Origin of the sequence: Pseudomonas protegens (assembly GCF_013407925.2) — a bacterium.
In the GTDB taxonomy this organism is placed as follows: Bacteria; Pseudomonadota; Gammaproteobacteria; order Pseudomonadales; family Pseudomonadaceae; genus Aquipseudomonas; species Aquipseudomonas fluorescens_AP.
The window spans coordinates 4,742,243-4,755,274 of record NZ_CP060201.1 but is presented as its reverse complement, the minus strand read 5'-3'; the positions used below and the strand labels follow the sequence as shown (position 1 = coordinate 4,755,274).

Annotated in this window: 13 protein-coding genes; 12 read left to right on the top strand and 1 reads right to left on the bottom strand. The window is 63.1% G+C overall.

Annotated elements, in window-relative coordinates; translation table 11 throughout:
• Positions 1 to 8 precede the first annotated feature (8 nt).
• The 12 genes from GGI48_RS22105 (at position 9) to GGI48_RS22050 (ending at position 11,850) form a co-directional block, all read left to right on the top strand.
• A complete protein-coding gene (locus tag GGI48_RS22105) occupies positions 9 to 764 on the top strand; it encodes a DeoR/GlpR family transcriptional regulator (RefSeq protein WP_011063123.1) in 756 nt (251 codons plus the stop codon).
• A 279-nt stretch (positions 765 to 1,043) separates the two neighbouring features.
• Positions 1,044 to 2,582, top strand: a complete 1,539-nt coding sequence (gene glpD / locus GGI48_RS22100) for a glycerol-3-phosphate dehydrogenase (RefSeq protein ID WP_179600055.1) — start codon at positions 1,044 to 1,046, stop codon at positions 2,580 to 2,582.
• 365 nt (positions 2,583 to 2,947) lie between these two features.
• The gene (locus tag GGI48_RS22095; RefSeq protein ID WP_103741437.1) at positions 2,948 to 3,862 is read left to right on the top strand and encodes a glutamate/aspartate ABC transporter substrate-binding protein; all 915 of its coding nucleotides are present in this window, start codon (positions 2,948 to 2,950) and stop codon (positions 3,860 to 3,862) included.
• A 192-nt stretch (positions 3,863 to 4,054) separates the two neighbouring features.
• Positions 4,055 to 4,801: an amino acid ABC transporter permease gene (locus tag GGI48_RS22090; protein ID WP_092310977.1), complete on the top strand. Its 747-nt coding sequence runs from the start codon at positions 4,055 to 4,057 to the stop codon at positions 4,799 to 4,801.
• On the top strand, positions 4,801 to 5,472 hold the full coding sequence (locus GGI48_RS22085; protein ID WP_011063127.1) for an amino acid ABC transporter permease: 672 nt from the start codon (positions 4,801 to 4,803) through the stop codon (positions 5,470 to 5,472). The genes GGI48_RS22090 and GGI48_RS22085 overlap by 1 nt, the downstream gene beginning before the upstream one ends.
• Positions 5,469 to 6,203 carry an amino acid ABC transporter ATP-binding protein gene (locus GGI48_RS22080; RefSeq protein WP_016964662.1) on the top strand — a complete coding sequence of 245 codons (735 nt, stop codon included), beginning with the start codon at positions 5,469 to 5,471 and terminating at the stop codon, positions 6,201 to 6,203. Before GGI48_RS22085 ends, GGI48_RS22080 begins: the two co-directional genes overlap by 4 nt.
• Before the next feature lie 176 nt (positions 6,204 to 6,379).
• Positions 6,380 to 8,281: a sensor histidine kinase gene (locus tag GGI48_RS22075; RefSeq protein WP_047305874.1), complete on the top strand. Its 1,902-nt coding sequence runs from the start codon at positions 6,380 to 6,382 to the stop codon at positions 8,279 to 8,281.
• A gap of 44 nt (positions 8,282 to 8,325) precedes the next feature.
• Positions 8,326 to 9,603 carry a sigma-54 dependent transcriptional regulator gene (locus GGI48_RS22070; RefSeq protein WP_233172441.1) on the top strand — a complete coding sequence of 426 codons (1,278 nt, stop codon included), beginning with the start codon at positions 8,326 to 8,328 and terminating at the stop codon, positions 9,601 to 9,603.
• A gap of 28 nt (positions 9,604 to 9,631) precedes the next feature.
• Positions 9,632 to 9,961 carry a GlpM family protein gene (locus tag GGI48_RS22065; RefSeq protein WP_169892259.1) on the top strand — a complete coding sequence of 110 codons (330 nt, stop codon included), beginning with the start codon at positions 9,632 to 9,634 and terminating at the stop codon, positions 9,959 to 9,961.
• Positions 9,962 to 10,125: 164 nt separating this feature from the next.
• Positions 10,126 to 11,046: an arginase gene (locus GGI48_RS22060; protein ID WP_016964656.1), complete on the top strand. Its 921-nt coding sequence runs from the start codon at positions 10,126 to 10,128 to the stop codon at positions 11,044 to 11,046.
• A complete protein-coding gene (locus GGI48_RS22055) occupies positions 11,043 to 11,417 on the top strand; it encodes a transporter (RefSeq protein WP_011063133.1) in 375 nt (124 codons plus the stop codon). The genes GGI48_RS22060 and GGI48_RS22055 overlap by 4 nt, the downstream gene beginning before the upstream one ends.
• Positions 11,418 to 11,448: 31 nt before the next feature.
• The gene (locus GGI48_RS22050) at positions 11,449 to 11,850 is read left to right on the top strand and encodes an EamA family transporter (RefSeq protein WP_016964655.1); all 402 of its coding nucleotides are present in this window, start codon (positions 11,449 to 11,451) and stop codon (positions 11,848 to 11,850) included.
• A gap of 268 nt (positions 11,851 to 12,118) precedes the next feature.
• Here GGI48_RS22050 and GGI48_RS22045 read toward each other — a convergent pair whose 3' ends face one another.
• A complete protein-coding gene (locus GGI48_RS22045; protein ID WP_016964654.1) occupies positions 12,119 to 12,985 on the bottom strand; it encodes a fatty acid desaturase family protein in 867 nt (288 codons plus the stop codon).
• Positions 12,986 to 13,032 lie beyond the last annotated feature (47 nt).

Here is a 13,032-nt window from a genome sequence, read left to right as displayed (position 1 = left end):
GAAGCCCCATGAATCTGCCTCCCCGTCAGCAGCAAATCCTCGATCTGGTCCGCGAACGCGGCTACGTCAGCATCGAGGAATTGGCCCAGCTGTTCGTTGTGACCCCGCAAACCATCCGCCGCGACATCAACCAGCTGGCGGAAGCCAATCTGCTGCGCCGCTACCATGGCGGCGCGGCCTATGACTCCAGCGTCGAAAACACCGCCTACGCCATGCGCGCCGACCAGATGCGCGATGAAAAGCAGCGCATCGGCGAAGCCGTTGCCGCGCAGATCCCCGATCACGCCTCGCTGTTCATCAACATCGGCACCACCACCGAATCCATCGCCCGCGCCCTGCTCAACCACAGCCACCTGAAGATCATCACCAACAACCTGCACGTGGCCTCGATGCTCAGTGCCAAGGATGATTTCGACGTGCTGCTCACCGGCGGCAATGTGCGCCGTGACGGTGGCGTGGTGGGCCAGGCCAGCGTCGACTTCATCAATCAGTTCAAGGTCGACTTCGCCCTGGTGGGCATCAGCGGCATCGACGAGGACGGCAGCCTGCTGGACTTCGACTACCAGGAAGTGCGGGTATCCCAGGCGATCATCGCCAACGCCCGGCAAGTGATCCTGGCCGCCGACTCCAGCAAGTTCGGGCGCAACGCCATGATCCGCCTCGGCCCCATCAGCCTGATCGACTGCCTGGTCACCGACCAGCAACCGGTCCCGGCCCTGACCCAACTGCTCAACCAGCACAAGATCCGCCTCGAAGTGGTCTGAGCCCTCCCCTCCCTGCCCCAAAGGATCGAGCCGCGCGCCAAGGCCCCCACCCCGGGAGTCCGGCATTGTCGAAAACGCGCGGCCGACCACCCGCCCCTCGCCCATCGACGCCCATCACGCCCACCATCCTGGTTAATGTTCGAAAACTTTCCTTTCAGAGCCCTTCGATCAGTTTTTTCAATCGAAGCGCGCTGGATACGCGCCTGCTTATGCGCTAGTATTTTCGAAAATGAACATTAATGTTCGAATTCAAATACCAAAGCAACACGAGGCCCGTCGATGCCCACTTCTACCTTGCCCGCGCGCCCTCTCTCCGAGGTTTACGATATCGCCGTCATCGGCGGTGGGATCAACGGTGTTGGAATTGCCGCGGATGCGGCAGGTCGCGGCTTGTCCGTGTTCCTTTGCGAAAAGGACGATCTGGCCAGCCACACCTCGTCGGCCAGCAGCAAGCTGATCCACGGTGGCCTGCGCTACCTCGAACATTACGAATTCCGCCTGGTACGCGAAGCCCTGGCCGAGCGCGAAGTGCTGCTGGCCAAGGCCCCGCATATCGTCAAGCCCATGCGTTTTGTCCTGCCACACCGGCCACACCTGCGCCCGGCCTGGATGATTCGCGCCGGCCTGTTCCTGTATGACCACCTGGGCAAGCGGGAAAAACTCGCCGGTTCGCGCAGCCTGAAATTCGCTGCCGACAGCCCCCTGAAGGCCGAAATCAGCAAAGGTTTCGAATACTCCGACTGCTGGGTCGACGATGCGCGCCTGGTGGTGCTCAACGCCATGGCCGCCCGCGAGCACGGCGCCCACGTGCACACCCAGACCCGTTGCGTCAGCGCCCGGCGCAGCAAGGGCCTGTGGCAACTGGAACTGGAGCGCGCCGACGGCAGCCTGTTCTCCATCAGCGCCAAGGCCCTGGTGAACGCGGCCGGCCCCTGGGTCGCCAAGTTCATCAAGGACGACCTCAAGCTGGAGTCGCCTTACGGCATCCGTCTGATCCAGGGCAGCCACCTGATCGTGCCCAAGCTGTACGAAGGCGAGCACGCGCACATTCTGCAGAACGAAGACCAGCGCATTGTCTTCACCATTCCCTACCTCGATCAGTTCACCCTGATCGGCACCACCGACCGCGAATACACCGGCGATCCGGCCAAGGTCGCAATCACCGAAGGCGAAACCGACTACCTGCTGCAAGTGGTCAACGCGCACTTCAAGAAGCAGCTGAGCCGCAGCGACATCCTGCACAGCTACTCCGGTGTTCGCCCGCTGTGCAACGACGAATCCGACAACCCTTCGGCGGTGACTCGCGACTACACCCTGGCCCTTTCCGGCACTGGCGAGGAAGCTCCGCTGCTCTCGGTGTTCGGCGGCAAGCTGACCACCTACCGCAAACTGGCGGAATCGGCCATGGCGCAACTGGCACCCTACTTCAAGCAGGCCAAGCCCAGCTGGACCGCCCAGGCCACCCTGCCCGGCGGCGAAAACATGAGCACGCCCCAAGCCCTGGCGGAGGCCATCCGCAAGAAGTTCGACTGGGTGCCCAGCCAGATCGCCCGCCGCTGGGCCACCACCTATGGCAGCCGCACCTGGCGCCTGCTGGAAGGCGTGCACAACCTCAACGACCTGGGTGAACACCTGGGGGGCGGCCTGTACACCCGCGAAGTGGACTACCTGTGCGCCGAGGAATGGGCACTGAAGGCCGAGGATATTCTCTGGCGCCGGAGCAAGCTGGGCCTGTTCACCACCGCCGCCGAACAACGGCAGTTGCAGGATTATCTGCAAAAGGTCGAGGACAATCGCGGCAAGATCAAGGCGGCCTGAACCCCCGGCATCACGCAAAGCCCCTGCACCGCAAGGTCCAGGGGCTTTTTTGTGGGTCATCGCAAGCCGCTCGCCTCGGGCTGGCCGCCCCACCAACGGCGAAGTACCGCGTTCGGTTTTCCGAATGCCCGACCGAAAGGGATTCGGATAACCGGATAAAAGTGCGGTAACTCATGCCCCGATAATATTTTATGACCTTTAAAATCAATGACTTGAGCATGATCAATGGGTCTGGCACGACTCATGCTCTACACTGTGCGACGAATGCCTGTCGTGCCAACACAACAGGAGCCGTCAAGGCATTCGCTGTATAAAAGAGCCGTCGAACTGGCTTCATAAAAAAAACAAATGTCGAGGAAATATTGATGCGCATCGTTCCCCATCTGTTGGGCGCAGCTATCGCTGCCGCTCTGATTAGCACTCCAGTTTTCGCTGCCGAGCTCACCGGCACACTGAAGAAAATCAAAGAGTCCGGCACCATCACCCTCGGACATCGCGACGCTTCCATCCCGTTTTCCTACATCGCTGACGCTTCCGGCGTGCCAGTGGGCTACTCCCACGACATCCAGCTGAAAATCGTCGAAGCGATCAAGAAAGACCTCGACATGCCTGACCTGAAGGTCAAGTACAACCTGGTCACCTCCCAGACCCGTATCCCACTGGTGCAGAACGGCACCGTCGACGTCGAGTGCGGCTCCACCACCAACAACGTCGAGCGTCAGCAACAGGTCGACTTCTCGGTCGGCATCTTCGAAATCGGTACCCGCCTGCTGTCCAAAAAGGACTCGGCCTACAAGGATTTCGCTGACCTCAAAGGCAAGAACGTGGTGACCACCGCCGGCACCACTTCCGAGCGCATCCTCAAGGCGATGAACGCCGACAAGCAGATGGGCATGAACGTGATCTCCGCCAAGGACCACGGTGAGTCGTTCCAGATGCTGGAATCGGGCCGCGCCGTTGCGTTCATGATGGACGACGCGCTGCTGGCCGGTGAAATGGCCAAGGCCAAGAAGCCGACCGACTGGGCCGTGACCGGTACTCCACAGTCCTACGAAATCTACGGCTGCATGGTGCGCAAGGGCGATGCCCCGTTCAAGAAAGCCGTGGACGACGCCATCGTTGCCACCTACAAGTCGGGCGAAATCAACAAGATCTACGACAAGTGGTTCCAGTCGCCGATTCCGCCAAAAGGCCTGAACCTGATGTTCCCGATGAGCGACGAGCTCAAGGCCCTGATCGCCAACCCGACCGACAAAGCGGCTGACGATAAAAAGTCCTGATTCCTGACTAACCTTATCTCCTGAAGGGGCGCCGCCCCTTCGGGAGTCTGTCACTACCTGCTGGCATTTTTTTGGAAACACTCGAACCGGTGGTTGTCGAGCCGATCGCGTGTGCCTGATCGTCATGATCAGGCGGGAACGGACGTCCCCAGGCGGGTGCTTGTACATCGAACGATCTGAGGGGTAACCCTAATGAATTACAACTGGGACTGGGGCGTGTTCTTCAAGTCCACCGGCGTGGGCAGCGAGACCTATCTCGACTGGTTCATCTCCGGCCTGGGCTGGACCATCGCCATCGCCGTGGTGGCCTGGATCATTGCGCTGCTGCTGGGCTCGATCCTGGGCGTCATGCGCACCGTGCCGAACCGTCTGGTGTCGGGCATTGCCACGGTCTACGTGGAGATCTTCCGTAACGTGCCGCTGCTGGTGCAGCTGTTCATCTGGTACTTCCTGGTACCGGACCTGCTGCCGGCCAACCTCCAGGAGTGGTACAAGCAGGACCTCAATCCGACCACCTCGGCCTACCTGAGCGTCGTCGTGTGCCTGGGCCTGTTCACCGCTGCGCGGGTTTGCGAACAGGTTCGTACCGGCATCCAGGCGCTGCCCCGCGGCCAGGAATCCGCCGCCCGCGCCATGGGCTTCTCGCTGCCGCAGATCTACTGGAACGTGCTGCTGCCCCAGGCCTACCGGATCATCATTCCGCCGCTCACCTCGGAATTTCTCAACGTCTTCAAGAACTCCTCCGTGGCGTCCCTGATCGGCTTGATGGAATTGCTGGCCCAGACCAAACAGACCGCCGAGTTCTCGGCCAACCTGTTCGAAGCCTTCACCCTGGCCACCCTGATCTACTTCACCTTGAACATGAGCCTGATGCTGCTGATGCGCCTGGTGGAGAAGAAAGTCTCGGTCCCCGGCCTGATCTCCGTGGGAGGTAAATAATGGAATTCGACTTCTCGGGCATCATCCCGGCCATTCCCGGTCTGTGGAACGGCATGCTGATGACCCTCAAGCTGATGGTCATGGGCGTGGTTGGCGGGATCATCCTCGGCACCTTGCTGGCCTTGATGCGCTTGTCCCACAACAAGCTGCTGTCGAACCTGGCCGGCGCCTACGTCAACTACTTCCGCTCGATCCCGCTGCTGCTGGTGATCACCTGGTTCTACCTGGCGGTGCCGTTCGTGCTGCGCTGGATCACCGGCGAAGACACGCCGATCGGCGCGTTCACCTCGTGCATCGTGGCCTTCATGATGTTCGAAGCGGCGTACTTCTGCGAAATCGTCCGCGCCGGCGTGCAGTCCATTCCCAAGGGCCAGATGGGCGCCGCCCAGGCACTGGGCATGAGCTACGGCCAGACCATGCGCCTGATCATCCTGCCCCAGGCGTTCCGCAAGATGACCCCGCTGCTGCTGCAGCAGAGCATCATCCTGTTCCAGGACACCTCCCTGGTGTACACCGTGGGCCTGGTGGACTTCCTCAACGCCTCGCGTTCCAGCGGCGACATCATCGGCCGCTCCAATGAATTCCTGATCATCGCTGGTCTGGTCTATTTCACAATCAGCTTTGCCGCCTCGCTGCTGGTCAAGCGTCTGCAAAAAAGGTTCGCCGTATGATCTCTATCAAGAACATCAACAAGTGGTATGGGGACTTCCAGGTGCTGACTGATTGCAGCACCGAGGTCAAAAAGGGTGAAGTGGTGGTGGTCTGCGGGCCATCCGGCTCCGGCAAGTCGACCCTGATCAAGTGCGTCAACGCCCTGGAACCCTTCCAGAAGGGCGACATCGTGGTCGATGGCACCTCGATTGCCGACCCGAAGACCAACCTGCCGAAACTGCGCTCTCGCGTCGGCATGGTGTTCCAGCATTTCGAGCTGTTCCCGCACCTGACCATCACCGAAAACCTGACCATCGCGCAGATCAAGGTCCTGGGCCGCAGCAAGGAAGAGGCCACCAAGAAAGGCCTGCAACTGCTGGATCGGGTTGGCCTCGCCGCCCATGCCCACAAGCACCCGGGCCAGCTCTCCGGTGGCCAGCAACAGCGTGTGGCCATCGCCCGCGCCCTGGCCATGGACCCGATCGTCATGCTGTTCGACGAACCGACCTCGGCCCTGGACCCGGAAATGGTCAATGAAGTGCTGGACGTGATGGTGCAACTGGCCCAGGAAGGCATGACCATGATGTGCGTGACCCACGAAATGGGCTTTGCCCGCAAAGTGGCGAACCGGGTGATCTTCATGGACAAGGGCCAGATCATCGAAGACTGCCAGAAAGAAGAATTCTTCGGCGATATCAGCGCCCGTTCCGAACGTGCCCAGCACTTCCTCGAGAAGATCCTGCAGCACTAAGCCGCTAGCGCTGTGCTGACCCTTGTGGCCAGGGAGCTTGCTCCCGCAGGGTCGCGCAGCGACCGCAAAACCGCCCCATGCGTGCTACCCGAGACACGCATGGGCGGTCCGCGACTGCTTCGCAGCCGAGCGGGAGCAAGCTCCCTCGCCACGCTGGTTGACCCAAGGCATCTGTGATGAAATGCGACCCCTCTCTCTATCGCGCCGCGCCGCCATCACTTGCCGTGAAACCCCGTCTGATCCGCCAACTGTTCCTGCCGCCCCTGGTCATCCTGCTGATGATCGGCCTGGGCTACATCGGCTTCTGGGTCAGCGAACACAACGGCATCCGCACCCTCAGCGAAAATGGCGAACGCCAGCTGGAACTGCACGCCCGCGCCGTAGAAAGCGAGATCAGCAAATACACCTATCTGCCCAGCCTGCTGGAACTGGAATCCAGTGTCTCGCGCTTGCTGGACGATCCCTCGCCGGAACACCGGCAAACCGTCAATCAGTACCTCGAAGGCCTGAACCGCCGCAGTCGCAGCCGGGCCATCTATGTCATGGACACCACCGGCCGGGTGCTGGCCACCAGCAACTGGCGCGACGTCGACAGCTACCTGGGTGAGGACCTGTCGTTTCGCGCCTACTTCCAGAACGCCGTGCGCGGCCAGCCCGGACGCTTCTACGGCATCGGCAGCACCAACGGCGAGCCCGGCTATTACCTGGCCCACGGCCTGGAAGAGCAAGGCAAGATCATCGGCGTGGCGGTGGTCAAGGTGCGCCTGGAAGCCCTGGAGGAACGCTGGCAGCGCGCCCGCCTGGAAGCCTTCGTCAGCGACGAGAACGGCATCATCATTCTCTCCAGCGATCCGGCGCGCCGACTCAAGTCGGTCCGCCCGCTCAGCGACGACACCAAGGAACGCCTGGCCCGCAGCCTGCAGTACTACTGGTTCCCGCTCAACGAACTCGAACCCCTGGCCCGCGAGCGCCTGGCCGAAGGCGTGGAGAAACTGACCTTCCCCGCCAACACCGAACTCGAATCCGACGGCAAGGCCATCAGCTACCTGTCCCAGACCCGGCCCCTGAGCGACACCCCGTGGAATTTCACCCTGCTCACGCCGCTGCAGGACCTGCGCCGCGAAGCCATCAACCAGGGCATCCTGGTGGCCGTGGCCTTTGCCCTGGTGGCCTTCTTGCTGATCGCCTGGAACGAGCGGCGCAAGGTCATCGCCACGCGCCTGGCCGCCCGTGAAGCCCTGCAGGAAGCCAACAGCCAGCTGGAGCGACGAATCACCGAGCGCACCGCCGACCTGCGGGCCAGCAACGAGCGGCTCAAGAGCCAGATCCGCGAACGCCGCCAGGCCGAGGAAACCCTGCGCCGGGCCCAGGACGAGCTGGTCCAGGCCGGCAAGCTGGCGGCCATCGGCCAGATGTCCACCAGCATCGCCCACGAACTCAACCAGCCCCTGGCGGCGCTGCGCACCTTGTCCGGCAACACCGTGCGCTTTCTTGAGCGCGGCGCCCTGGACACCGCCAGCGCCAACCTCAAGACCATCAACGAACTGATCGACCGCATGGGGCGCATCACCGCCAGCCTGCGCGCCTTCGCCCGCCGTGGCGACGACCAGGGCCAGGCCAGCCTGGACAAGGCGGTGGACGCCGCGCTGCAGATTCTCAACGCCCGTATCGAACCCCTGCCCCTGCAACTGCACCGCGACTTCAGCGAACAGACCCTGCAGATCGACCAGACCCGCCTGGAACAGATCCTGGTCAACCTGATCGGCAACGCCCTGGACGCCATGCAGGCCCAGCCGGCGCCGGAACTGTGGCTGGAAGGCGAACCCGGCGACGGCAAGTACCGCCTGCGGGTCCGCGACAACGGCCACGGCATTGATCTTGAGGCGCGCAAGCACCTGTTCGAACCCTTCTTCACCACCAAACCCGGCGAGCAAGGCCTGGGCCTCGGCCTGACCCTGTCCGCGAGCCTCGCCGCCGCCACCGGCGGCAGCCTGGGGGTGGAACACCCGGCAAGCGGCGGCACCGCCTTTGTCCTCAGCTTGCCCCTGGCAAGCCCCACTCAAGCCGAGCCGATATGAACAACGAGCTGACCGTGCTGATAGTCGAAGACGACCCCCATGTCCTGCTGGGTTGCCAGCAGGCCCTGGCCCTGGAAGACATTCCCTGCATTGGCGTGGGCAGCGCCGAAGAGGCCCTGGCCCAGGTCGGCGACAACTTCCCCGGCATCGTGGTCAGTGATATCCGCCTGCCGGGCATCGATGGCCTGGAACTGCTGAACCGCCTCAAGGCCCGGGATCGCAGCCTGCCGGTGGTGCTGATCACCGGCCACGGCGACATCTCCATGGCCGTCGGCGCCATGCAGCAAGGCGCCTACGACTTCATGGAAAAACCCTTCTCCCCCGAGCGTCTGGTGGACGTGGCCCGCCGCGCCCTGGAACAGCGGGGCCTGGCCCGGGAAGTGAGCTCCCTGCGCCGCCAACTGGCCGAACGCAGTTCCCTGGAAGGGCGGATCATCGGCCGCTCGCCGGCCATGCAGAACCTGCGCGAGTTGATCGCCAACGTCGCCGATACCTCGGCCAACGTGCTGATCGAAGGCGAAACCGGCACCGGCAAGGAACTGGTCGCCCGCTGCCTGCACGACTTCAGCCGGCGCCACCAGCAACAGTTCGTTGCGTTGAACTGCGGCGGCCTGCCGGAAAACCTCTTCGAAAGCGAAATCTTCGGCCACGAGGCCAATGCCTTCACCGGTGCCGGCAAGCGCCGGATCGGCAAGATCGAGCACGCTCACCAGGGCACGCTGTTCCTCGACGAAGTGGAAAGCATGCCGATCAACCTGCAGATCAAGCTTTTGCGGGTGTTGCAGGAGCGCACCCTGGAACGCCTGGGTTCGAACCAGAGCGTGGCCGTCGACTGCCGGGTGATCGCCGCCACCAAGTCGGACCTGGACGAGATGAGCCGGGCCAAGGCATTTCGCAGCGACCTGTATTACCGCCTCAACGTGGTGACCCTGGAACTGCCGCCCCTGCGCGAGCGCCGCGAGGACATCCTGCAACTGTTCGAACACTTTCTGCAGCAGTCGTCCCTGCGCTTCGACCGCGCCGTGCCGGAGCTGGACAACCAGACCCTGTCGAGCCTGATGAGCCACGACTGGCCGGGCAACGTGCGCGAACTGCGCAACGTCGCCGAGCGCTTCGCCCTGGGCCTGCCGGCGTTCAAGAAGAGCGGCGCCAGCGCAGCCCAGGGCCTGGGGTTTGCCGAGGCGGTGGAAGCCTTCGAACGCAACCTGCTGAACGACGCCTTGCAGCGCAGCGGCGGCAACCTGACCCAGGCCAGCCAGGAGCTGGGCATGGCCAAGACCACGCTGTTCGACAAGGTCAAGAAGTACGGCCTGAACCACTAACCGAAAGGCGCGCATACCCATGGATCTATTGTTGAAGGCCGCCCTGGGCGCGGCAGTGGTGGTGATCCTGGCGGCCCTGGCCAAGACCCGGAACTACTACATCGCCGGGCTGGTGCCGCTGTTCCCGACCTTTGCCCTGATCGCCCACTACATCGTCGGCAAGGGCCGCTCCCTCGACGACCTGAAGACCACCATCCTGTTCGGCATGTGGTCGATCATTCCCTACTTCGTCTACTTGGCGACCCTGTATGTGATGGTCGACCGCCTGCGCCTGGAAGCCTCCCTGGCGGTGGCCGCCGTGGCCTGGCTGATCGCCGCGACGATCCTGGTCAGCGTCTGGGTGCGCCTGCACGCCTGAGCCGCCCTCCATTCCCGGAGCGAGCTTGCTCGCGAAGCCGGCGCCGCGGTCTGTCGCCGGCCACCCTGGCCCAACCCTTGCATTTACCCGCTAAAGCCCGTCCAGCCTGCGTTTGAGCGGTATCACGCAGTTTCTGGAGGGCGCTGCCATGGGTAAAGAACGCCTTGAATATTTTAGATCTCGACCACAGCCTGACCGCCCAGGAGCCCATCCTCCGGCGCCTGAAAAGCGGCCAGGCGCGACGCCTGGACCTGCTGGACCTGGGCCCCAAGCTGCGCCTCTGGTCCACCGAGCGCACCTATCGCCATTTTCGCGAGCGCCTGGGTCAACGTCCCCGGCACAGCGGCCCGCAACCGGAAATCTTCTTTGTCGGCTCCGGCGACTATCATCACCTGACTCCGGCCTTTCTGTGCGACCTGCCCGAGCCGGTGAGCCTGATCCACTTCGACAATCACCCCGACTGGGTGCGCTTCGCCCCGCGCCGGCACTGCGGTTCCTGGGTCAACCGGGCGTTGCAGCTGCCCAATATCCAGCGCATCGTCACCTTGGGCCCGTGCAGTGAGGACTTGCACAATCCGCAGCTGCGCGGCGGCAACCTCGGCGCCCTGAAGCACGGCAAGCTGCAGCTGTTTCCCTGGCAGCACGCGCCGTCCAAGGTCTGGGGCCGGGTCGGCGACGGCGCCGGTCATCAACAGCAGGAAAACCACCTGCACTGGCGCAATCTGGCGGACCTGGACTGGGCCACCTTCCTCGCGCAGATGATCGACAGCCTGCCCACCGAAGCGGTGTGGATCACCATCGACAAGGACGTGCTGGCCAGCGAAGACGCTGCCACCAACTGGGACCAGGGCGGCATGCGCCTGACCCACCTGCTGCAGGCACTGCGCGCACTGGCGGCGCGCAAGCGCATCCTGGGCATCGACGTCTGCGGCGAGTTCGCCCAGCCGGCCTTCAGCAACGCCTTCAAACGCTGGGAAGCCAAGTCCGACCAGCCCCCGGCCGAACGCTGGAGCCAGGACGACCTGCTGCGCAACTCAGTGACCAATGAAGCCCTGATATCGCTGTTCGAGGAGCTGTTTCCGTGACCCTGACCGTAGTTCTGCTGGTGGCCTTTTCGATTGTCCTGGACGTGGTCGGCCAACTCTGTTTCAAGCTAGGCCTCGACCGCCTGCCAGAGCTGGAAGGCGGCTTTCGCCTGAATGCCTTCTGGGGCCAGGTGTTCAACGCACCCCTGCTGTGGTGCGGCATCGGCGCCTACGCCATCGAGTTCTTCGTCTGGCTCGAAGCCCTGTCCCGGGCGCCCCTGAGCCTGTTGTTCCCGGCCGCGGCCCTGGCCTATTGCGGGGTGGTCCTGGCGGGCAAGGTGGTGCTGGGCGAGACCGTCAGCCGCCGGCGCTGGCTGGGCACCCTGGTGATCACCGCCGGGGTGATGCTGGTCTGCGTGGCCAGTACCTGAGCCTTATTCAACGAATAGAAGGAAGCGTTTCATGAGTTCGAACACCTCCCACGGCTGGCTGCACGAGCGTCTGGGCACCATCGTGCTCTGGGCCCTGCTGATCGGCTTCGAGAGCGCCGGGCAGATCGCCACCAAGGTCGGCGGCGACCAATTGGGGCAGATGGATTTCAACCTGCAATGGCTGGCGGCGGTGGCGGTCAATCCGGGCGTGCTGCTGGCGATTGCCTGCTACATCGGCGCGTTTTTCGTGTGGATGCTGATCCTGCGTCGCAGCAGCCTGTCCCTGGCCTTCCCCTTGAGTTCCCTGGTGTTTGTCGTGGTGCTGCTGGGCTCGTGGCTGGGCCTGGGTGAACAGATCAGCCTGCTGCACTGGATCGGCGTCTTCGTGATCATCGGCGGGATTGCCCTGCTGGCGGAAGGTGAAGAGGCCTGACGGCACCTTCGCTGGCGAGCCAGCTCATACGGCGGGGATTGGCGTCATGCGCTGGTGGGAGACGGCTGGCCGGCGAAGGCGATCTTGCGGGCCCCTTCGCTGGCAAGCCAGCTCCTACGGCGAGGGATTGGCGTAGTGCCTTGGTAGTAATCGGCTGGCCGGCGAAGACGATCTTGCGGGCCTCTTCGCTGGCAAGCCAGCTCCTACGGCGGGGGATTGGCGTCGTGCCTTGGTAGGAGTCGGCTTGCCGACGAAGGCGATCTTGCGGTCAGGCCTTGCGGTGGGCTACCAGGAAGCCCAGGCCATGGGACACGGGAATCACTTTTACCCCCGCCGCCTGCTGCTGCTCGCGAATCTCGCGGTGGAAGGCCTTGACCTTGGTCCAGTGCATTTTCGGCCGGTAGTGATGCTCGGCGTGGTAGCCGTTGTTCATCCAGATCAGGTTGTACAGCGGGCTGTAGGAGCTCACGCCCCAGGCAATCGGCAGGTCGGGGTTGCCCCCCAGGTGCTCGTAGTAGCCGTTGAGGGACGACAGCGATTGCCCCAGGTACCAGAACGGCAGCAGCACCAGCACCGCGTGCCAGTCATACAGCGCCAGGGCCAGGTAGAAGGCCACGGTGACGCCGATTTCCACCTTGACCCAGCGTGCATCGTCAGGCCGCTTGCGCTGCATTTCCTGGTAGATCTCCTTGGGATCGTCGCGAAAGAAGCTCAGGAAGGTGTAGGCCCAGGGATTGTCCGGCTGGCCATTCTTGCCGTGCAGGTAGATCGACAGCGGGTCCACGGTCTTGCCCTGGGCATCGGGACGATCGGAGTTGCCACGGTGGTGGCGGTTGTGGATGTCGCGGTACAGGGTCTGGGAAAAACCGATGGTCACCGACAGCAGCAGATCGAAGGCGCGGTTCATCCATCCCGGGGTGAAGTAGGCGTTATGGATCTGATTGTGGGAAATGCTGTTGATGCTCCACGACAGGCTGACCGCGTACAGCAGCGCCGCCGGGAGAATGACCCACCAGGACAGGGCGTGAAAGTCCAGCACCAGCCACAGGACAAAGGCGAAATGCGCCAGGGCCATGGCAATCGGGATCAGGTCCCAGAGGGAATGGGCAAGCAGACGGTAGGCGGGTCGGGCCATGAAGCACTTCCTGAGAAATTGAATTCATGAGCGCCTTTGCAAAGGCC